17 protein-coding genes are annotated in these 21499 nt (G+C 45.7%); 13 read left to right on the forward strand and 4 right to left on the reverse strand.

Annotation, left to right across the window (positions count from 1 at the left end; all coding sequences use genetic code 11):
• Positions 1 to 49 precede the first annotated feature (49 nt).
• From ACPK8D_RS09095 to thsB, 7 genes are all read left to right on the forward strand, one after another.
• A complete protein-coding gene (locus ACPK8D_RS09095; RefSeq protein WP_424717534.1) occupies positions 50 to 310 on the forward strand; it encodes a circadian clock KaiB family protein in 261 nt (86 codons plus the stop codon).
• A gap of 229 nt (positions 311 to 539) precedes the next feature.
• Positions 540 to 653, forward strand: a complete 114-nt coding sequence (locus ACPK8D_RS09100) for a circadian clock KaiB family protein (RefSeq protein ID WP_424717535.1) — start codon at positions 540 to 542, stop codon at positions 651 to 653.
• Positions 654 to 686: 33 nt separating this feature from the next.
• Positions 687 to 3671, forward strand: a complete 2985-nt coding sequence (locus ACPK8D_RS09105; protein ID WP_424717536.1) for a PAS domain S-box protein — start codon at positions 687 to 689, stop codon at positions 3669 to 3671.
• A gap of 473 nt (positions 3672 to 4144) precedes the next feature.
• Positions 4145 to 4504, forward strand: coding sequence for a MarR family transcriptional regulator (locus tag ACPK8D_RS09110; protein WP_424717537.1), 360 nt, complete (start codon positions 4145 to 4147; stop codon positions 4502 to 4504).
• 6 nt (positions 4505 to 4510) lie between these two features.
• Positions 4511 to 5128 carry a 4Fe-4S binding protein gene (locus tag ACPK8D_RS09115; RefSeq protein WP_424717538.1) on the forward strand — a complete coding sequence of 206 codons (618 nt, stop codon included), beginning with the start codon at positions 4511 to 4513 and terminating at the stop codon, positions 5126 to 5128.
• 235 nt (positions 5129 to 5363) lie between these two features.
• Positions 5364 to 8411 (forward strand): FAD-binding and (Fe-S)-binding domain-containing protein, encoded by a 3048-nt coding sequence (locus ACPK8D_RS09120; protein WP_424717539.1) that lies wholly within the window; start codon positions 5364 to 5366, stop codon positions 8409 to 8411.
• A 428-nt stretch (positions 8412 to 8839) separates the two neighbouring features.
• Positions 8840 to 10471 carry a thermosome subunit beta gene (gene thsB / locus ACPK8D_RS09125; protein ID WP_424717540.1) on the forward strand — a complete coding sequence of 544 codons (1632 nt, stop codon included), beginning with the start codon at positions 8840 to 8842 and terminating at the stop codon, positions 10469 to 10471.
• A 346-nt stretch (positions 10472 to 10817) separates the two neighbouring features.
• Here thsB and ACPK8D_RS09130 read toward each other — a convergent pair whose 3' ends face one another.
• Positions 10818 to 11207: a DUF473 domain-containing protein gene (locus ACPK8D_RS09130; RefSeq protein WP_424717541.1), complete on the reverse strand. Its 390-nt coding sequence runs from the start codon at positions 11205 to 11207 to the stop codon at positions 10818 to 10820.
• Positions 11208 to 11211: 4 nt separating this feature from the next.
• On the reverse strand, positions 11212 to 11958 hold the full coding sequence (locus ACPK8D_RS09135; protein WP_424717542.1) for a proteasome assembly chaperone family protein: 747 nt from the start codon (positions 11956 to 11958) through the stop codon (positions 11212 to 11214).
• Between the two features lie 379 nt (positions 11959 to 12337).
• Between ACPK8D_RS09135 and ACPK8D_RS09140 the strand changes: the two genes are divergently transcribed.
• The 5 genes from ACPK8D_RS09140 (at position 12338) to ACPK8D_RS09160 (ending at position 18098) form a co-directional block, all read left to right on the forward strand.
• Positions 12338 to 12925, forward strand: coding sequence for a pyruvate kinase alpha/beta domain-containing protein (locus ACPK8D_RS09140; RefSeq protein WP_424717543.1), 588 nt, complete (start codon positions 12338 to 12340; stop codon positions 12923 to 12925).
• A gap of 157 nt (positions 12926 to 13082) precedes the next feature.
• Entirely contained in the window at positions 13083 to 14555 is a 1473-nt protein-coding gene (gene tgtA / locus ACPK8D_RS09145) for a tRNA guanosine(15) transglycosylase TgtA (RefSeq protein ID WP_424717544.1), read from the forward strand.
• Positions 14556 to 14768: 213 nt separating this feature from the next.
• Positions 14769 to 15710 carry a UbiA prenyltransferase family protein gene (locus tag ACPK8D_RS09150; RefSeq protein ID WP_424717545.1) on the forward strand — a complete coding sequence of 314 codons (942 nt, stop codon included), beginning with the start codon at positions 14769 to 14771 and terminating at the stop codon, positions 15708 to 15710.
• 15 nt (positions 15711 to 15725) lie between these two features.
• Positions 15726 to 16883 (forward strand): NAD(P)/FAD-dependent oxidoreductase, encoded by a 1158-nt coding sequence (locus tag ACPK8D_RS09155; protein WP_424717546.1) that lies wholly within the window; start codon positions 15726 to 15728, stop codon positions 16881 to 16883.
• Between the two features lie 75 nt (positions 16884 to 16958).
• A complete protein-coding gene (locus tag ACPK8D_RS09160; RefSeq protein ID WP_424717547.1) occupies positions 16959 to 18098 on the forward strand; it encodes a radical SAM protein in 1140 nt (379 codons plus the stop codon).
• 467 nt (positions 18099 to 18565) lie between these two features.
• On the opposite strand, the gene ACPK8D_RS09165 is transcribed toward ACPK8D_RS09160, so the two are convergent.
• Entirely contained in the window at positions 18566 to 19423 is an 858-nt protein-coding gene (locus ACPK8D_RS09165; protein WP_424717548.1) for a coiled-coil protein, read from the reverse strand.
• A 49-nt stretch (positions 19424 to 19472) separates the two neighbouring features.
• Positions 19473 to 20177 (reverse strand): phosphoserine phosphatase SerB, encoded by a 705-nt coding sequence (gene serB / locus ACPK8D_RS09170; RefSeq protein ID WP_424717549.1) that lies wholly within the window; start codon positions 20175 to 20177, stop codon positions 19473 to 19475.
• A 405-nt stretch (positions 20178 to 20582) separates the two neighbouring features.
• On the opposite strand from serB, the gene ACPK8D_RS09175 reads away from it, so the two are divergent.
• Entirely contained in the window at positions 20583 to 21413 is an 831-nt protein-coding gene (locus tag ACPK8D_RS09175) for a F420-dependent methylenetetrahydromethanopterin dehydrogenase (RefSeq protein WP_424717550.1), read from the forward strand.
• Positions 21414 to 21499 lie beyond the last annotated feature (86 nt).

A 21499-nucleotide genomic window follows, 5' to 3' on the forward strand; every position in this document is an offset into this window, starting at 1 on the left:
AGCCTTCTCAGTTCAAGTGGTGAAAAATCGATGACAGAGGTAGCACAAAATGATAGTGGGCCTATCTCTGTTTAATCTGATATTATGCCTGACCAGGAAGTTTATAATCTGGGAGACGTACAGAATCGAGATTCTGGATCTTCTGGAGAACCCGCACCTGGCCAAAGGCGATCAGATACTGGCTGTACCTACGCTGGTAAGAAAGCTTCCTCCGCCGATAAAGAAAATCAGAGGAAACCTCTCAAATACCGAGCACGTTCTGGTGGGCCTGGATCTGCGCCCCGTAAATTTATCGCACGACCCGGACTGAAGAACCAGACTGTAGAATGTCAAAAACTCTGTAATTGACTTTCAGGAAGCCCAGGCCAGAGCCGAGGGCGGAAAATACGTTCTGCACCTCTACATTGAGGGCGTGGCCTAAATCGTTGCAGGCAATCGAGAATATAAAGCGCATATGTAAAGAATACCTTCCAGGCAGGTAACAGCTGGAGATTATCGAGATTTACCATTATCCAATCTTCGCCAAAGATGGCCGGATAGTGGCAGTTCCCACGCTGACAAAAGAGCTTCCACCGCCCTTAAGAAAGCTCATAGGGAGTATGGCGAATGCTCAGAGGGTGCTGGTTGGAATGAAACTGAAAATTCAAGCCTAATAAAAATAATCGACCTTGAAAGGACGTGTCAATATGAGTTCTAAACTGGCAAAAGGCCAGGAGCCCATATCGAATAAGGCGCTATTAGATGAGAATCGTGCCTTGAAGGATGAAGTACAGAGCCTGAGAGCGCGTCTTGAGGAAGCTGAAGAACTCAAGCGCGCAATCAGCGAGGGAGATCTGGATGCCTTGGTAATACACGGGCCAGAAGGGGAGTTAGTTTTCACTCTGGATAGTGCGGATCGTGCATACCGCGTCCTGGTGGAGACAATGAATGAAGGTACTGTCACCCTGGCCTGTGACGGCACTATCCTTTACTCTAACCGCCAGTTTGCAAACCTCCTCAAAATGTCACCACAGGCGATTGTAGGCAAATCTATCTATCGATTTATTGCGCCTGAGAGCGCGACAACTTTTAAGGCAATTCTGGAGCACGAGGTGGGTATGGGGGAAATCAATCTCCTGGGTAAGGAAGGCGCAACTTTGCCTGTTTACCTGTCCATCAGCTCATTGGAGGCTGAGGGATCCCCAAATGCCTGGTGTCTCGTAGTCACAGACCTGACCGAGCAGAAGAAAAATGAAGAAACCCTTGCTGCTGAGCTTCTGGCCAGGTCCATTATAGAACAGGCTGCCGAGGCCATAATAGTTTGCGACATATCAGGAAGGATCATCAGGTTCAGTAATGCTGCATCCAGAATCTGTAGGTGTGATCCGACATTCCAGCGATTTGAAGATATTATTGATCTGCGATTCTCAGAAGGGACAGACAATGGCAAAAGCATTTTTCCTGTCTCTTCTGCTCTGAAGGGGTTTGCCATTCTTGGGCTGGAAGCAACCCTTGAACTTAATTGCCAGAGACTCAACTTACTTTTAAACTCAGGGCCTCTTAGGAATACTGAGGGTAAAATTGTAGGCTGTGTTGCAACTCTGACAGATATCACTGAACGCAAGCTGGCTGAAGAGGCACTCCGCGAGAGCGAGGAAAAATACCGCAACATTATAGAGACGGCTAATGAAGGAATATGGATAGTTGACCCTGAAGCCAGGACTACCTATGCTAATCAGAAAATGGCGGAGATGCTGGGATGCACTCAGGAAGAAATGATTGGTAAATCGACAAGGGACTTCACCGATGAAGAAGGTAGGGCTATCTCCAAACGGAATATGAAAAAGGGGGAACAGGGTATCAATGAAAGCCACGAATTCAAACTGATACGTAAGGATGGCTCACCTTTATGGACACTTATAAGTGCTAAATCCCTTTTTGATAAGGATGGAAGGTTTATTGGCTCTATGAATATGCTTACTGACATTACCGGGAGAAAAAAAGCCGAAGCCGAGTTGCAAAAGACACTTGACAATCTGGAAAACTTAGTTGAAGAACGAACAATGCAGCTTAAGAATACTTATAAATCATTGAAAGAGAGCGAAAAAGGTCTTGCTGAAGCTCAGGAAATGGCTCACCTTGGAAGTTGGGATCATAATGTCCTAACTGGTGAAGTACACTGGTCCGATGAGGTTTATCGAATTTTTGGATGTAGTCCTCAAGAGTTCGGGATAACTTATGACCTGTTCTTAAACTATATACACCCGGATGATAGGGATTATGTGGATCAGGCCATTAAAAAGGCTTTAAACGGAGAGCCCTATAACATCGATTATAAAATCGTCTCAGCCGACGGAACCGAGCACATAGTCATTTCGCATGGTGAAGTTATCTTTGATGAAGGAGGTAGCCCTGCTCGAATAAGAGGAATAATTCAGGACATTACCGAGCGCAAACAAGAAGAGCATAGAATCCACAGATACAACCATATTCTTGAGGGAATTAACCAGATATTCAGCAACGTAATCCAGGAAAAAACAGAAGAAGATCTTGGAAATACCTGCCTGTCCATAGCCCTTGAAATAACCGGCAGTCAAATTGGTTTCGTTGGTGAAGTAGGCGCTGACGGGCTATTACATGATATCGCAATAAGCGATATGGGATGGGAACAGTGCACGATGTATGACAAGACCGGGCATCGTCGTCCCCCTGGAGATTTTATCCTGCATGGACTGTATGGTTGTGTAATTGATACAGGAAAAAGCTTCTTCACCAACGATCCGATGTCATATCCAGGCAGTATTGGGCTGCCTCAAGGTCATCCTCCACTCACGTCATTCCTTGGCGTGCCCCTTATCACTGAAGGAAAAACGAAGGGCATACTATCGGTTGCAAACCGTGAAGGCGGCTACAGCCGCGAGCAACAGGAGGATCTCGCAGGTATCGCTCCAGCTGTGGCGCAGGCTTTGCAGAGAAAAAAGTCAGAAGAAGCCCTGGAAGAAATCGAAAGAATTCGGATAAAAGAAATCCATCATCGTATTAAGAACAACCTGCAGGTTATCTCTTCTCTGCTCAGTCTTGAGGCTGAAAGGTTCAGTGATGCAAAAATACTTGAAACTTTCAGGGAAAGCCAGAACCGTATAGCTTCAATGGCTCTGATTCATGAAGAGCTCTACAAAGGACGCGAAGCCGATGCCCTTGATTTCGGAGCATATCTCCAGAAACTCACTGCAGAACTTTTTACTTCGTACAATCTTGGAAACGATAATATCGACTTGAAGATGGATCTTGAACAGGTATATCTGGACATGGATACTGCAATACCACTTGGAATCATTGTAAACGAACTGATTTCAAATTCCCTGAAGCATGCTTTCCCTGCCGGAAGTGAAGGCGAAATATACGTGAGCCTTTGCAGAACCGAAACATTCGCTGCCGGATATGAGCTCTCCGATCAGTATCCGGATTGTACACAGAAAGATTGCTTCCAGTACGTACTGACAGTAACGGATAATGGGAAAGGCATTCCGGAGGAAATAGATTTCCAGAGTTCGGATTCTCTTGGACTCCAGCTTGTAAATATTCTCGTTGAACAAATTGATGGTTGCATAGAACTTAGAAGGAATTCTGGAACACAATTTGTCATCTGGTTCTGGTTACGGGAAAATGAACCGGTCGCAGTCCATATTTAATAGAATTGCCACACGGCATATTTGATAGAATTGCTACAGTCCGTATTTAATAGGCTAATCCGGCTAGGTGTTCCAGTTGAAAATGTGTCAATGTGGAGGTACATTCTACTGGCAATACACATTCTATTTCCAATAAACAGTACACATTCTACTGCAATATACATTCTACTACCAATAACCAGTACAAATTCTACGACCAGTACGCCTTATGCTGTTAATGTAAACCAGACTCGGCTCTAAGTTTTTTGTTACCTATTAATAATAAGTCATATTTACTCAGAACTTTTACTTATTTGCGCTCGGCTCTCATTTTTCTTTAGGGATATTTTCAGCTTTCTGCACGCAGGTAAGGTTAGAAGATGTTACTAAAAATTGCAGTACTTCCTATTTTTGGCTGGAGAGCACAGTACTTGGCATCGTATATATACTGCGGCAATAATATTACAGTACTGTAGTACTCCAGAGGGATTGGAATGATAGACTTTGCCTGTAAAGAGTTCAAAATCGAAGATGTGATCAAGTGTGCCCTTAATCTTACAAAGGCAGACCTGAATGTTATGAAGTACTTTTTAAATGAAAAAGAGCAGTGGGTTGACACTGATTATCTTTCAAAAGTCCTGAAGCTGGATATCTCGACAATCCAGCGCTCCGTCAAAAAACTGCACGAAAGGGAAATTCTGCAGAGGTCGCAACAAAACCTGGATGGGGGAGGTTATGTCTTCAAGTACAGGGTCAATTCAAGGACTAAAATAAAAAACATTATAATGACTGTAGTAAGTTCCTGGGCCGACCGGCTCGGACAGGAACTTGAAAAATGGGAAAACGGAGGCTGATTTAATTTGCTTAAAATAACACCTTACCTGGGAATTCTGGTTCTTATAGTTTCCATAGGAGGGCTCTGGTATCCGGCACTCGGGTACTTCATGCTGCTGATTTTTGCAGCAATCTTCCTGATCAGTCCTTTCAGAGGCCGCTGGTTCTGCGGAAATCTCTGCCCCAGGGGAAGCTTTGTTGATTTCTGGGTCAGCAAGATCTCAAGGAAAAGAAGAATACCCGATGTATTCCGGAACCTGTGGGTTCGCCTGCCAATTTTTTTCATGCTGATGGGTTTTATGGGCTACAGGGTAGCAAGCACTATTGGAAGCTATAATACTTTTGAAAAAATAGGCATGATCTTTGTAATGATGTGCCTTGTAACCACCTCAATTGCAATCATTCTAGGAAGTTTCCTGAGCCCGAGAGCCTGGTGTTCGTTCTGCCCTATGGGAACAGCCCAGCGCCTGATTGGTGGAAAGAAATATCCCCTGAAACTCACAAAGGAAAAGTGCATTAACTGCAACAAATGCGATAAAGTCTGCCCCATGCAGCTAAAAGTCCGTGAGGACGATGCAAAACCTGACTGTATCAAATGCGGACGCTGTGTGAGTGCATGTCCGAAAGATGCCCTGCAATTTTGAACTTTTTAATGTTTATTATCTAGATAGAAATCGGAATGACCCAATATAACAAATATTTTTATTTTTCAGGTATATAGTAAGATATAGAAAATTTTAGAGCGTTATATAGCAGGGGACAGGGGACCCGGAAAATATTTCCGGAATTTGACTTTAGCATGACAATAGTACATACTGGCATGACAATAAGTACATACTGTAAAGTGTCTGCAAATCAGCCAGATCAGGAGAAAAAGTAATGATAAGCCGCGTGTCGGAACTTTCAGAAGTTCAGAAAAGGGAACTTTCCAAACTCTTTGGGGAATATGTCAATCTTGACAAACGCGAACGTCACTATTATAATCATGATATAGGAGCTTTACCCCCGCTTGTCAAGAGAGTAATTGGGAACACCGACCCTGCAGCGGTTGTAAAAATCCGCACCGAAGAAGACGCAGTAAAGCTTCTCGAATTTGCAAACAGGCACAGGATTCCGGTTATACCCCGTGCAGGAGCTTCTTCAGGATATGGAGGGGTAATTCCGACAAAGGGAGGAATAGTTGCCGATGTTACATCATTAAATAAAGTAATAAGTATCGATCCCGAAGGGCAGGAAGCGGTTGTGCAGAGCGGGATAATCTGGGAAAAACTGGAGAGAAAACTGAAAGAAAGCGGGCTTTCGGTAAGAGCAATTCCTTCAAGCGCTCCTTCTTCGACAGTTGGAGGCTGGTTGGGCCAGAGCGGAGCCGGTTACGGAAGTTATGAGTTCGGCTGGGGCCATGAGAGCATGGAAAAAGCCAGGGTTGTTCTCCCCACAGGAGAAATCCGGGAGTTTTCAGGCCATGAACTGAAAAAGTTAATAGGGACAATGGGAACCACAGGCATTGTCACCGAAATAACCCTGAAAGTCCAGAAGTTCGAAACTAGAAAAGCCGTTTCTGCCAGTTTCCCAAGCGCTTCAGCCCTGAAACAAGCGGTCGAAAACATCAGAAGGAAGAATATTCCTCTCTGGTCAATTTCTTTCCTGAACCCCGAATGGGCCGATATGAAGAATAAAGCGCCCAGGAAACTCCACTATGGAGATGTCGTGGATAAAGACAGGCCTGTACTGCCAGTCACTTACGTTTCGACTTTTATGTATCCTGCCTCTAGGGATGTTTCCGGCCTGAAGGAAGCAATCGAAAGCGCGGGCGGCACAATCCTTCCGGAAGAAATTGCAAAACACGAGACCGATGAATGGTTCAAATCCATGAAAGTAAAGCGGCTTGGTCCTTCGTTTATCCCGGCAGAAATCCTGGTGCCGCTTGAGAAAATGGACAGGGTTTTTGAGGAAATCGGGAAAAGAATCAAACTGCCTGTGCTTACCGAAGGCATGATCATAAGCGACGGAAATGTCGTGCTGCTGTGTTTCATGCGCCATTCGGAACGCTCTGTTCTGTTTAACACGGCTTTTGCTCTCTCCCTGAGCATTTTGAAAATTGCCGAAGAAAACGACGGAAGAGCTTATTCTTCAGGGCTTTTCTTCGCCTCAAAGAGGAAAAGTATTTTTGGGGACAGGCTTGCTGAAATCGAAGCCCTGAGAAAAGGATTCGATCCCAACGGGATTATGAATCCTGAGACTCTGGAAGGAAAAAGGTTCCTGAACACAGCCGTATCAATGGGCTCTGCCTTCGAACCTTTTGGCAGGATAGCCGGAAACCTGTCAGGAATCGGGAAGGTTTCCTTCAAGGACGAGAAGGAGATCCCGGGAGAAGTGGCAGAACTTGCCTATTCCTGCTCTCAGTGCGGGTACTGTGTGAGCGAGTGCGACCAGTATTACGGCAGGGGCTGGGAGTCCCAGTCACCACGTGGAAAATGGTTTTTTATCAAGGAATACCTGGCAGGCCGGGAAAAGCTTGACCAGAGACAGACAAATACTTTCCTTGGCTGCACCACCTGCCAGATGTGTGACTCCCGCTGTGAGCTGGATATGCCGATAGAACATGCCTGGATGACCATGCGCGGAAAGCTGGTTGGAGAAGAAAAAAAGATGACCTTCCCGCCCTTTGAAATTATGGCTGCAAGCCTCCTTAAAGAGCGAAATATCTGGGCAAATTACAGGAAAGATCGGGACAAATGGATTCCGGAAGATATTCGGGCGAAGATGAAGGATAAAGCTGAATACGCTTATTTTGCAGGCTGTACGGCATCTTTTGTTGAGAACGACGTGGCTGTAGGGGCTGTCCGCATGCTTGACGATGCAGGAATAGAGTTTACAGGCCTTTTTGATAAGGAAGCCTGCTGCGGAATTCCCATGCTTGTTGCCGGAAGGTGGGACGTTTTTGAAAAGATAATGAGGTTGAATGTCTCGAACATGAAAAAGAGAGGCGTAAAAACCGTAATCACTTCCTGCCCTGCCTGCTGGCTCATGTGGCATACGGTCTATCCCCAGTGGGCGAAAAAGCTGGGTATGGAATACGGCCTTGAGACAAAACATTACTCTGAAGTTCTCATGGACCGCCTTGATATCCTCAAGCCGAAGTTCAAGCAGCCTCTGGATAAAGTGGTAGCCTGGCACGATTCCTGCCACCTTGGCAGGGCAGGAGGCGAAATATACGAGCCGCCCAGGGAACTATTGAAAGCAATTCCCGGAATCCAGTTCAGGGAACTTGAACACAACCGTGAAAGAGCTCACTGCTGCGGTTCTGTTGTAAGCCTTATTGCCGAGCCGCCGGTTGCATACAAACTGGGAGACATGAGACTCCAGGAAGCCCTTGACGTTAAAGCCGATATTATTGCAGCGCTTTGCCCGTGCTGTATTTTCCAGTTCCGCGTGGCAGCCCAGGAAAACAACCTTAATATAGAGGCTCAGGATCTGGGCGCCCTGGTAGCCAGGAGCCTTGGATACAGCATCCCTGACTCTACAAACTATACTCTGGAATCATGGGTTCCCTTTGAAAAGATGATCGCCCTTATGCAGCCTGAGAATATGACCGACCTGATGGTTGAACTCATGCCCCAGATGATGGCAGCGATGCCTGCACCTCTTCCTGCCATGATGAAGCTGGTCAAATATGTGCCAGGCATGGACGCTCTGATGAAACCGATGATGCCGGTTATGATGCCCAGGCTCATGCCGCTGGTTATGCCAAAAGTCATGCCTGACATGCTCAAAGCCGTAGAGAGGAGAGTTCCTATGCCCGATTACATGAGGGAGCAGCTTCCTGACCTGATGCCGAAGGCTATGGATAACTTGATGCCTAATATGCTACCAGAGTTGATGCCGTTGCTTACTCCGCGCATGATTGAGTATATAAAAACACATTGAGGGTTCTTTGCACAGAGCTTGCGCGGAATAAGTAGAAGGAGAAGGGAAGATTTCAGCGCCTCTTTGCTCATTTTTTTAGAACCTGACATTTCTAAAAGTTACTGGAAGGTTACTTTTTTATGTAAAGCCAGAATCTTCCAACAGACGCTTTTCATTACCTGCCCGCCGCAGGATTTTTTATAACAGGTGATCCCCAAATCCAGAGCCTGAAGTTTTCGACTTAATATACCTGGAAAAACACCCCGAAAGAGGTATAAAGAGATCCAGAAGACTTTGTTTTGCAAATCCAGAACCTGCGCCCCAGAGGAATTCTTATATAGAAGTGCTTGCATTAAGAATAGGAAAAATTACGCACAAAGATAACGTGCTCAGAAATACCACTGATAAAAATTCATAGAAATTCATATCATTATAAAGGAGATTGAAGTTTGGCAGCACAACCGATTTTTATTTTAAGAGAGGGCAGCAAGAGAACCCATGGTTCCGACGCCCAGCACAACAATATTATGGCCGCAAAAGCGGTTGCTGAAGCGGTGAGGACCACTCTTGGGCCCAAGGGTATGGACAAGATGCTTGTAGACTCCATGGGTGATGTTGTTATCACCAACGACGGAGCAACAATCCTCAAAGAAATGGACATCGAGCACCCAGGTGCAAAGATGATCGTGGAAGTAGCCAAGACCCAGGACGCCGAAGTCGGAGACGGAACCACCACCGCAGCCGTACTTGCAGGGGAATTCCTGACAAAGGCAGAAGACCTGCTGGAAAGCGGAGTCCACCCCACGGTAATTGCAAGCGGGTACAGGCTTGCGGCAGATCAGGCTACAAAGATCTTGGAAACGATCACTATCAGTGCATCTCCTGAAGACACTGAGACTCTCGAAAAACTTGCAGCCACAGCCATCACAGGAAAGGGTGCAGAGGCCCATAAGGATCATCTTTCCATGCTAGCTGTTAAGGCTGTTAAGTCCGTTGTTGAGGTAAGTGAAGATGGGAAGATCACTGTTGATATCGAGGATATCAAGACCGAAAAGAGGCCAGGCGGAAGCATCGGAGACTCCGAAATTATCGAAGGTGTAATCGTTGATAAAGAACGCGTTCACACAGCTATGCCGGAAATCGTGGAGAATGCAAAAGTTCTGCTTTTAAGTGTGCCCATCGAACTCAAGAAGACCGAGACCAAAGCCGAAATAAAGATTACCACCCCTGACCAGATGCAGCTCTTCTTAGATCAGGAAGAAGCCATGCTCAGGGAAATTGTGGAAAAAGTGATAAGGACAGGCGCAAACGTGGTCTTCTGCCAGAAGGGTATTGATGATCTCGCACAGTATTACCTGACAAAAGCGGGCATCTTTGCCATGCGCAGGGTTAAGAAAAGCGATATGGACAAGCTTTCGAGGGCAACAGGCGCAAAGATCATTACAAGCATGGATGAGATCGAAGAATCCGACCTTGGCTATGCCGGTCTCGTGGAAGAAAAGGACGTCACCGGTTCCAGAATGACCTTTGTTACAGGCTGCAAAGACAGCAAGACCACCTCAATTCTCCTTCGCGGCGGAACCGAGCATGTAGTTGAAGGAATTGAGAGAGCCCTCGAAGATGCACTCAGAGTCGTGGGTGTTGCTCTCGAAGACCAGAAGATCGTTGTGGGCGGCGGCTCACCTGAAATCGAACTGTCCCTCAGGCTCAAGGAATACGCAGCAACCCTTAAAGGCAGGGAACAGCTTGCTGTAACGAAATTCGCCGAGTCCCTCGAGATCATTCCTCACACCCTTGCAGAAAATGCAGGGCTTGACCCGATCGATATGCTTGTGGAAATGCGCTCCCAGCACGAGAAGGGCAACAAGCGTGCAGGACTCAATGTATACACCGGCAAGATCGAGGACATGTTCGAAAATAACGTTGTCGAACCTCTCAGGATCAAGACCCAGGCAATCAATGCAGCTACCGAAGCCGCAATCATGATTCTCAGGATCGATGATGTAATTGCCTCATCCGGTGCAGGAAGAGCAGGCCCTGGCGCAGGCGGTCCTGGCGGCGAAATGCCTGAAGATATGTAAAGATTTAGAATATGAATCCAGGATTGCCGGAATTTCCAGCATCCTGAACCTTTTTTTTAGAACCTTTCATTATAATTTCAGGATACTTCATTTAGAGAAGTTTTTAGAGAAATTTTTTCAGGTATCTTTATTCAGAAAGAGTGCTTAAGATATACTTTTCAGAAGAATTTTCAAAAATCTTTTCTCAAAGAACTTTCATAAACCTTTTTTAGAAGAATTTTCAGAAACCCTTTCTCAAAAATCTTTTTTCAAACCAGGTTATTTCAAAAATTAAAAAAGACGTTTTTAAAGTTTTTTAAATAGAGTATTACTAAACTGCTAAATGTATGATAACCAGTAAAAATTATTATCTGGCTTCATAGCAGGAAATTTCCCTGGCGTCTACCCGGACTGGTTTACCAAGCTCGTTTGAAATAACATTTCTTACCCTTGCCATGCACCTGCACTCAAGCTGGATGCGGGCTGACATAGCTTCTCGCTCTTCGATGTACAGATTGTTCGAACTGACAACGGAATGGACCGAAACCTGCTTCTGTACAACCTTTGCTATGAGACCCGGGGTCCCATCCGTGAGATCCTGAAGGCTGGTAGATGTCAGGAGAACGCTATCTCCTGCATTGAGCCCGAGTACTCCTACGAAATTTTGAGGATTCCGAATCTCAAGAGTCCTGAGATTGTGTTTCTTCAGAACCTCGATAAGAGAATCAGCAATTCCTGTTAACGCGATGTACTCCATGGGATCACCCGTACATTGGGAACTCCTTCTTTACTTCTCCTTTCTGCTCTGTAGTCTGAACATCTTCAGCAAGCCTCTGGAGTTCGATCTCTATGCGTTCGGCCTGCTCTATAAGCCGAACCGTACTTATTGAAAGCCCATATAACTCGTTTAAGACTTCAACAACAGCAGAAGCAGCCCTTGGATCAGGATTCTGGGTTCTGGTAGCACCAAGCAGGCTAAATGCAGGAATTCCGCGCAGCAGACATTCAGCCATTACACTGCCCGAAATCCCGGAAATAGTTCCCATCTGGAAAACTTCTACCTTTTCCCTGATTTTATCCAGCATCTCCGGAGTGGTGGCTGCCCCGAAGACTTTATGCCCACCGTCCATTATGGCAATCCCTGCAATGGAAGCAATTTCTCTTACATTAATAGACTCAGCCCAGTCCACCAGAGCATTACTAACATCGTAGGAGACAGTGTGACTGATAGGAATATCGGAGATCACAACAATCAGATTGTGATCCACATTCTCGTAAATCCTCACAGGCATATTTATAAGCCCCTCATAAAGCACTGCAATCGAGGGGAAATACCTTGATTCAATAGAGCCGATATATTCCATTTTCAATTCTTCTATCATATGCTGACTTGCAATATTCCCCACAAGCCCGATTCCGGGAAAACCTTCAATCAAAACAGGATTTTTTGACTGTACAGGTTTGGTAATAATCTTCACATCATTGTTGTCATAATCTGTATTTGACAAATAACCACCTCGGCGAAATACAACCCCTATGACTATATCTAACCTAATCCTAGATAAACAAGTTTCTCAGCAGCCCGGGTCTACGCAATGTCCTGCACGTACGTTAACATAAAAGTATTCAATGTCCCGAGCTTCCGGCCACCATAACCCTCTTTTTGATAAAAAGAGAATCTTTTTGATATATATCCTTTCTCCTGACAAGGAAAAATAATTCAGATGAAAGAATTATAGTAAATCAGGCTTCCTTTCTCCGATGAAAAGCCTGACAGAAACAGGGTTCTATAGAGATCGCAGATGGGAAAAATATAATAGATAAGGGAAACCGTAGAAAAGAGCTCATAGAAAAAAGTAAAATCCTGATACAGGAGGAGAAAAATTCATGGAAAAGTCTATTCTCTATTTCGACAATGTAGGAGAGTCGAATACGGAAGCCGTTATTGAAGCGGCAGCGAAAAGGGCGGCAGAACTCCGGATATCCCATATCGTAGTGGCAAGCACCAGCGGAAAAACCGCGCTAAAAATGGCAGAAGCGGTAAAGGGCAGTGATATAAAGGTTATTGGGATAAGCCACCAGTACGGGCAGAAGGAAAAAGGCGAATGGGAAGTACAAGAAGAATACAAAAAGAAGCTTGAAGAACTTGGAGCCGTAATAACCACTCAATCCCATATATTCTCAGGAGTAGAACGCTCAATTACGAAAAAATTTGGAGGTTATTCCAGAGTGGAAATGATTTCGGACGCTCTCAGGTCTCTCTTCGGGAAAGGTTTCAAGGTAGCTATCGAAGTTGCAATTATGGCAGCCGATTCAGGCCATATCCCTGTTTCCGACAACACGGAGATTATAGCGATAGGGGGCACAAGATGGGGTGCAGATGTAGCCCTCGTACTCAGGCCAGCCCATAGCGGTGATTTCTTTTCCCTTCAGGTCAGGGAAATTATTGCCATGCCGCGAGCCAAAGAAGATTAAAGCAGGAAAAATCAGGGGAAAACTCAATTTCCATAATAAGGCGATTCAGCTTTCGTTTGAGATTGGTGAGGAAGCTCGGGTGATTCGCCAGAGTTTGCCCTGGGTTCTCGCCAGTTCCCAAAGATAAATATATCTGAGAGGCATGTATAACCCCGGCATGTCAGCAATATTCGAAATTCTCGATAAGGATGCAGGCGGCAGGATAGGAAGGCTCAGGACTCCCCACGGGATCGTTGAGACACCCACCGTTATGCCTGTAGTTAATCCAAATATTCAGCTTATCCCTCCGAAAGAAATGCGAAACTTCGGGGCAGAGATCCTGATCACCAATTCCTATATCATCTACCGCAAGGAAGAACTGAGAAATGTCGCTCTTGAGAAAGGGCTGCACAGGCTCCTGGATTTTGACGGGCCCATTATGACGGACTCAGGTTCCTTCCAGCTTTCCGTATACGGATCCGTGGAAGTTACGAATGAGGAAATTCTCGGGTTCCAGCAAAAGATCGGAAGCGACATTATTGTCCCGCTGGACATTCCGACGCCTCCTGATGTTCACTACAGGAGAGCTGTAGATGAGCTTGCAATCACAGCCGAAAGGCTGGAAGCAGCCCGCAAATTTGTCCAGGGCGAGCAGCTTCTTGCAGGCCCGGTTCAGGGTTCGACTTATCCCGAACTGAGGGAAAAAGCTGCTTCTCACCTCAAAGGTCTCAATTTTGAAGTTTATCCCCTGGGAGCCGTTGTTCCGCTCATGGAAGCCTACCGTTACGCGGAACTTGTTGACGTGATTGTGGCATCCAAAAAGGGGCTTTCTCCGGCTTCTCCGGTTCACCTTTTCGGGGCGGGGCATCCCACGATGTTCGCCCTTGCAGTAGCCCTGGGCTGTGACCTTTTTGATTCGGCAGCTTATGCCCTTTACGCCAAGGACGGGCGCTATATTACTGTAAACGGGACTTACCATATTGAAAAACTGAATTACCTGCCCTGCTCCTGTCCGGTCTGTTCAAGATACAGCGCAGACGAATTGAAAAAAGCCGACAACCGGGAAGAGCTTCTGGGAAGGCATAACCTTTACGCGACCTTCGCTGAGATCCGGCTGATTAAACAGTGCATCAAGGATGGAAAACTACTCGAACTTGTTGAGCAGCGCTGCCGTGCCCATCCTAAACTTCTTGACGGGTTGAAGAAATTCTATACCCATTCCCCCTGGCTCGAGCAGTTTGATCCGGCTACAAAAGGCACCTTTTTCTACTGCGGGCCCGAATCCGCTTCTCGCCCTGAAGTCCTGCGTTTTGGAAAACGGCTGGAAAGGTTCAGCCTGCAAGGCTCGGTAATTATCAGGACAGGCCCGGTAAAAGGAGAGAAAGATTACGACCAGCTTCTTATCTTCAAAGCGCCTTTCGGGGCATTTCCTGCCGAAATGGAAGAAGTGTATCCTTTCAATGCCGAAGTTCCGAAATTTCCGGATTACGAAGCTCTTGACACAGCTCTTTCGAATACGCTTAAACTGATGGAGCTGAACCCGGAAGCCGAGTTTACTTTTATTTGCGAGAAGGAATTCAGGCATCCGCTGATTGAAGAGATAAGCAAAAGAGCAAAACTTGTATACAGGGAAGACTGGAGAAAAGAGTAAATATTGAAGAGCTCATTAACGGGGCCGGATATCCTGTGAGTCTCTCAGACTTGCTCAGAATCAAATCTGCCTCAAAAAGATAAAAAGAAAACTTTTTTGAGGTGCAAACCTTTATAGAATTATCTGCAAAGAACCCTCTAAACAGGGAAAAAGCCAAATTACAAAATTCTGATTAAAATCCCCGTATAAACCGGAAAAGTCTAGGTGAAACTATTGTCCCTTACAGCAAGAATCGGCGAACTCAGCCCTTATCTGCGCTTGCTGAGACCCGAACTCTACTACATGGACCTTACCCTACCTGCCTCGAGTGCAATCCTTGCTTCCTATCTGGCAACCGGAGGGCTTCCTGAATTTCTCCCCTTCCTGATCGCGGTAATCGGCGGCTTTGCAGCCATTACAAGCTCATACGTTTTCAATGACTGCTGCGACATCGATATCGATACTATCAACCTGCCTGGCCGCCCTCTGCCCTCTTCCAGAGTTTCAAAGAGCTCTGCGCTTTCCTACGCTGTATTTTTACTAGTAATCGCGGGTGCAGCAGCCGCTTATCTGAACCCTGAGTCCCTGTTTATCCTTTTTATTGCAGCTGGTACCATTACTGTTTATTCAATCTTTGCAAAAAGGAATACCTTTCTGAGCTTCTTACCGGTTGGTATTTCCTACGGGTTAGTGCCTGTTGGCATCTGGCTTGCTTTTGACCCGGCAGGAATCCTGAAAGGCAGCGACGGAGTGTTTCTCCCCTTGCCGGCTATCTGCTTAGGGCTAATGATATGCGTCACGGATTGGGCCTTTACCCTTGGAGGAGTTTCCAGAGATGTAGAGGGAGACAGATTGAAAGGTGCCCCTACCATGCCTGTTACCTTTGGAATTCCATTTACTGCCAGGTTCGTTACTTTCTGGTGGATTGTGGGAGTTATCGCCTCCATAATCATAGGCTGGTCAGCTCAGCTTGGCCCTGTATATTTTGCAGGAGCCCTTGCTTCAGGATTCTGGATGCTTTCCCAGTGTTTCGATTTCATCAAAAACCCTACCCCGGAAAGAGGCGGCAAGCTCTTCCTTAACGGCTCAAATTATAGAGCAATCATGTTCGGGTCAATGATTCTTGATGTGGCACTGTGCATTTATGCAGGGGCTTACACTTCCATTTTCTGGTAAAAAGGTAGAGAAAAAATGGACGCGGATATTATTGTAATAGGGGCATCTCCTGCAGGGCTGATGGCTGCGAGGAACGCCTGCGAAAAAGGGTCTTCAGTTCTTTTACTGGAAAAAAAAGAGGAAATCGGGCACCTGCCCCATCCTGCAAATTCTTTTTTTAAGGGGATGCTCGATAAATGCGGAGAGAAGGCAGACCCTTCTTATGTGGTGCATTATCTGAAAGGCATGAAGATGATTTCCCCTTCAGGAAGGACGGTTGAGGTTGAAGCTCCCGGGTACGCTATTGATAAAACAGCATTCGACAGGTTTTATGCGAAGAAAATAATGAAAACCGGCGTAGACCTTCGAAAAGGAGTAAAAGTTCAGGAGATTCATAGGGAAGGAGAGAACTTTACTGTCAACACCTCTGCGGGGGTATTCACCTCAAAACTGGTTATTATCTCCGACGGTGTAAATTCAAAAATTGCTTCCTTTCTGGACCTGAAGACGATGAAACACCCTGAGGATATTGCCTGGGGAATTGAACTGGATATCAGAAGTCCCGGACTTGGGAAACCGAAGATGTTTGAATATTACGTAGGGAATCACGCCCCTGGTTGGAAGACTACATACGCCCCAAGAGGAGGCGATAATGCCGCAATCGGAGCTTATGTGCGTAGATGTGGAACGGACGCAACGCCTTACCTCAATGCCTGGGTTGAAAATTTCAAAAGACTTAAAGGGCTCGAAGAGCTTGAAGTTGTAAGAAAACTTTCAGGCGGAGACCCAATAGTAACAATTCCAAAGGAGTACATAACCGACGGGATAATGGTTGCTGGCGGAGCAGCAGGTCAGTCCGGAATAGGCTATGCAATGAGGGCAGGCCAGATATGCGGAGATGTGGCTGCAGACGCCATAAGAAAAGGAGATGTCTCAAAATCTGCCCTGTTAGAGTACAGGAAGATCTGGGAAAAAGAATTTAAGGCTGAGCACTACCTGGGACGGATAGGGCTTGAAACCCTCAGGAAAATGACGGATCGGGAAATCGATGAGATGGTAAAGGTCTTTGAAAAGGAGGATCTTTCATTTATCCATGGAAGCTCAGTTGAGCAGGCGATGCAGGTTTTTGCATTCATGCTAAAGAAAAAACCCTCTGCAATCTTAAAGTGTGCGGCACTCCTCAGGAACAGATGAACTGAAATTTAAAATAGCAAAAGAGAACAGCATTTATACGGACATAAGCATCAAATACCAGGTGCAGGAAGAAATATGCAATACGATTTCTATAAAAGCCCCTTTCTCAGAGTTTATACCGAAATCGAAGACGGACACATGAGGATGAAAACCAGCGGGGCTGCGTCCATCCTTATGAGAAAAAGTCTTGAGAAAAACCTCTCACTTTTTGAAGGCGAAAAGCCTGCAAAAGTCGAGGCAGACAGACTCATCTGCTCAACATGGATGCCTCCGATGCCAAGCACGGGTTTTAACCGCCTGGTAAAAAGCCAGCTTTCTTCCATTCTGGGAAAAGCGATTCCGGACCAGGTAACTATATCCATAACTGAAGAATGCCCGAACAATTGTATCCACTGCGCTTTGCCTGACACCAAAAACCGGAAAAAACTTACCCCTGAAACCGTAAAATCCACAATCGACCAGGTGCTTGAAATGGGCACAACTTTCGTGATCTTTGACGGAGGGGAGCCCCTGACCTATCAGGGTCTGGAAGACCTGATAAAGTATGTGGACCCTGAAAAAGCCATTACAGGCATGTTCACCTCAGGGGTAGGGCTGACCGAAGAGCGTGCCAGCCGCCTCAAAGAAGCAGGCCTTTATTCCCTTACTGTTAGTTTTGACAGCGCGTACGAAGATAAACACGATTACGTAAGGGGTAGGAAAGGAGTTTTTAAAAGTGCGGTCGATGCCGTTAAAAATGGTATTAAGGCAGGGCTGCTCGTAAATATATATGTGGTGCTTTCCAGGGATAATGTAAACGAACTTGAAGAGCTGTATGCTCTTGCATCCGAGCTCGAAGTCCACGAACTTTCCTTCTACGAAATAGTCCCTACTGGCAGGTGGATGGATCACGCCTCCGAAATCATGACTCCAAAAGACCTGAGAAAATTTGATAATTTCGTTTCCAGAGCCAGGGAGAAAGAAGGCCCCAGAGTATTCCCTATCCCACAGGTCATGAGGACTACAGGCTGCATGGCAGGCCGCAAGTGGCTCCATATTACCCCGGAAGGGAATATTCTTCCCTGTGCCTGTATCCCGATACCCTATGGAAATGTCCATAGAGATAGGGTAAAGGATATCTGGAAAAAGATCAGGGAGGACCCTGCATATAATGCAAAGTGCTGCCTTATGAGAAACCCCGAGTTCAGGGAGAAATATCTGAAGCTTTCAGAGTAAACTGGAGATCATTGCTGAAAGTTTTAAAGTAATTCGGGATATTTATAAGGTAATTATCAAAATTTTAGAGTGAAATCCGTGTAATTATTGAAAATTTAAGAGTAAATTGTAATAATTACTAAAATTCCAGAGTAAAATATAAATAGAGTTATAATTCTGCTTCTCCAATTTCATAGTTCTGCATTTTTATCTTCGGTTCTGCCTTTTTATATTTAGTTTTGCCTCTTTACTTTTTGAAATTTACTTTTTTTGAAATCAATAGCTGTAGCTAGCGAAGTCTGGGTAGTCTGGGTTTAAGACACTGAAATATAGAATACCGGAGTATAGAAAAGTCAGTCTGATAAAAACAGGATCAGTAACAGGTACAGAATGGGCCGGAATGAACCGGAAAAATGGAGATGCAGGTTGAAATATACCTGCAACGGAAATTGAAGCTTTTCAGCTGAATATTTTTTTTGTGAGATGAATTAGACTAAACCCGATCTCTGAAGAGTCATCAGGTCTTCGGTGGTGAGTTTTGCTCCGCCCTTGAACTTTTCGAAGATGGACTTGGCATCCTTCTGAAGTTCGGACTTGACAACGCGGGATTTTCCTTCTTTGTCTTTCTTCTTGAGCTTGAAGATTTCTTTGTCAAGGTCCCTAATTTCCTTCTGGGCATTAATGAAAACCTTGTGCTGTTCGTCAGCTGCTTCCTGGGCTTTTACAAATTCCCTGTGGGCAATGTCAGACTCTGCCCGGGTTCTGTCAGCCTCTTTGAAAGCGGTAATCATCTTCTCATGATATTCCTGAGCCTGCCTGGCATACTCAGCCAGCTCGTTGTGGAATTCTGAGGCTTCATCTCGGATCTTCTGGGCTTCGTCCAGAATATTCTTCAGTTCGAGGTTGCTCTCGAGCTGGACTTTTTTGACCTGATACTGCTTTTGAAGCTGAGTGATCTTGCCAACGAGTTCCCTTTCCTTGGTCGCGCTCAGGACTTCAGTCTGCTGGGCAAACTCAAGACGGTCGATATCTTTTCTCAGGGCTTTGATCGAGGGGCCGCCTAGGTTATTCTGCTTCCTGATGGAATCGGCCTTTGCGAAGAGCTCGTTTGCCGTGGCGTTGGTATCATCGCGTTTGTTCTTGTATTCGCTGACCTTTTCATTAATTTCGTCCCTGAGAACCTTTAATTCCTGGGCTTCGTTGATAAGGTCTTTCGTCTTCTTGTTCAGGTCGTTACGCTTTGCAGCAAGGGCACTGGCCTCTGCGTTTAAAGTATTTCTCTTTTCCTTGGATTCTTCAGAAATGTCCTTCAAATCTGATCTTTTTTTCTGCAGTTCTTTTAGCATCTCTTATTGTGCCTCCCGGTCCAGCAAAAAAGCTGGCATTTTAGTAGTTCTACTGTTCGATGTCGACATGCTGTGCCTGATTACAACATTGATAAGAAAGAGATTCAAGAACAGGGATAACGGCTCTAAGATCTTTTTTTGTTATGACCACGTCCGCATACTCCCTCAGGATGGGCTTGGGATTGAAAGCTATGGCAAAACCTGCCCTCTCAAAGATACAGGCGTCGTTTGCACCGTCCCCGACAACCACACATTGCTCCGGCCGGACTCCGTTGAGCCGGGTAAGTTCCTCGAAAACCTTTGCTTTTGAATCGCTCTGTGTGATGGGGCCGACAACTTTGCCTGTAAGGCAGCCGTCTTCCACAAGCAGTTCGTTGGAAACAACGTAATCGATGCCAAGCACCCTGCCTATCGTATCGGCAGAGATGGTAAATCCGCCGGAGATCATTGCAGTTTTATAGCCCCTACTTTTGACATAGAGGATAAGTTCTGCCGCTCCCGGCATCAGATCGATCTGGTCTACCGCATCAAGGGCAGTTTCAAAGGAAAGTCCCTTAAGAAGCCTGACCCTTTCAATAAGCGCTTGCTCGAAATCAAGGTCTCCATACATCGCTTTCTTCGTAATCTCCTCTACTTTGCTTACAACACCTGCAGCCCTGGCGAGCTCATCGATAGTCTCAGCGTCTATAAGGGTGCTATCCATATCAAAAACAATCATTTTGTTTTCAGTAGAATTATGCGTAGGACAGTTCACTCAATCAAAACCTGGACCTGAATAACTATTAGATATAGCGGGATAATTTCCCGAAAAAGGGCATGCTGCCTGGTGTACCTTCTTCAGAGGTACCCCCGCAACTTAGTATAATACATTTGCCCTGACATTAAAAGCCCACCAACGGATAAAGTTTTCAAATTATAATACGGGTCCTGTGAAACAAAACCACAAAACAACAGCATTGATGTCAACGTTTTTGAGTGAAATAAATCACATCCCTTTTAAGCTTTTCGGAGGGGAACGGAAACGTACTGAATAATAATTATAAATAGCATATATATTTATAAAATAAGTTTGATAAGGAGCGAAGCTTGCCAAAAGGATTATAAACCCTTTAGGAATTCCATTATTGAAGAAATTGGTTAACACAGGATTTTGAGAAAAATGGTCAACATAGGTTTTATAAAAATGGGCAACCTGGGAATGAGCCAGGTTATCAATCTGATCCAGGATGAAATTGCAGCTAGAGAGGGAATTACGGTACGTGCATTTGGTACAGGTGCCAAGATGGGCCCTGCCGACGCTGCAGATACTGAAAGATTCAAGCAGTGGAATGCGGACTTCGTGGTAATTATCAGCCCTAACGCAGCAGCTCCGGGCCCCACAGCAGCTCGTGAAATATGGAAGGATGTTCCCTGCATTGTGGTCTCAGATGGTCCAACAAAGAAAGAAGCCAGAGAGGCTCTTGAGCAGGAAGGTTTCGGATATATTATCCTCCCGGTAGACCCTCTTATCGGAGCAAAGAGAGAGTTCCTTGATTCCGTGGAGATGGCATCCTTCAATTCCGATGCAATGAAAGTGCTATCCGTTTGTGGTGTTGTTAGACTCATTCAGGAAGAACTGGATAAGGTAACCGACCAGGTTGCTTCCGGAAGATCCGGAAAGGAACTGGAGCTTCCACACATTTTTGCAAAACCTGAAAAATGTGTTGAGCATGCAGGCTTCGCAAACCCTTATGCAAAAGCAAAGGCTCTTGCTGCCCTTCACATGGCTGAAAAAGTCGCACAGGTTAACTTCCCTGCATGTTTCATGTTAAAAGAAATCGACCAGGTTTGCCTGACAGCCGCAGCCGGACACGAGATAATGGGAGCTGCCGCGCAGCTTGCAGCACAGGCCAGGGAAATTGAGAAATCCAATGATACCGTTCTCAGGCAACCCCATGCAAAGAATGGTACCCTGCTGAAAAAAGTAAAATTATACGAGAAGCCAGAGTAAATCCCCGAGAAACTTAAGGTTTGAAACCCGAAGCTTAATTGGAGGAGCAAAGAATTTCCCTGGGAAATTAACGGGGACAGACCCTC

The sequence above is a fragment of the Methanosarcina sp. genome, from assembly GCF_049706645.1.
In the GTDB taxonomy this organism is placed as follows: Archaea; Halobacteriota; Methanosarcinia; order Methanosarcinales; family Methanosarcinaceae; genus Methanosarcina.

What these genes read in the sequence shown, in the direction of transcription:
- ACPK8D_RS09140 (WP_424717543.1), top strand. Translation starts at nt 12,338, where the DNA reads ATGGAAAAGTCTATTCTCTATTTCGACAATGTAGGAGAGTCGAATACG.
- ACPK8D_RS09175 (WP_424717550.1), top strand. Translation starts at nt 20,583, where the DNA reads ATGGTCAACATAGGTTTTATAAAAATGGGCAACCTGGGAATGAGCCAG.
- ACPK8D_RS09095 (WP_424717534.1), top strand. Translation starts at nt 50, where the DNA reads ATGATAGTGGGCCTATCTCTGTTTAATCTGATATTATGCCTGACCAGG.
- ACPK8D_RS09110 (WP_424717537.1), top strand. Translation starts at nt 4,145, where the DNA reads ATGATAGACTTTGCCTGTAAAGAGTTCAAAATCGAAGATGTGATCAAG.
- tgtA (WP_424717544.1), top strand. Translation starts at nt 13,083, where the DNA reads ATGTCAGCAATATTCGAAATTCTCGATAAGGATGCAGGCGGCAGGATA.
- ACPK8D_RS09120 (WP_424717539.1), top strand. Translation starts at nt 5,364, where the DNA reads ATGATAAGCCGCGTGTCGGAACTTTCAGAAGTTCAGAAAAGGGAACTT.
- ACPK8D_RS09160 (WP_424717547.1), top strand. Translation starts at nt 16,959, where the DNA reads ATGCAATACGATTTCTATAAAAGCCCCTTTCTCAGAGTTTATACCGAA.
- ACPK8D_RS09155 (WP_424717546.1), top strand. Translation starts at nt 15,726, where the DNA reads ATGGACGCGGATATTATTGTAATAGGGGCATCTCCTGCAGGGCTGATG.
- ACPK8D_RS09130 (WP_424717541.1), bottom strand. Translation starts at nt 11,207, where the DNA reads ATGGAGTACATCGCGTTAACAGGAATTGCTGATTCTCTTATCGAGGTT.
- ACPK8D_RS09165 (WP_424717548.1), bottom strand. Translation starts at nt 19,423, where the DNA reads ATGCTAAAAGAACTGCAGAAAAAAAGATCAGATTTGAAGGACATTTCT.
- ACPK8D_RS09105 (WP_424717536.1), top strand. Translation starts at nt 687, where the DNA reads ATGAGTTCTAAACTGGCAAAAGGCCAGGAGCCCATATCGAATAAGGCG.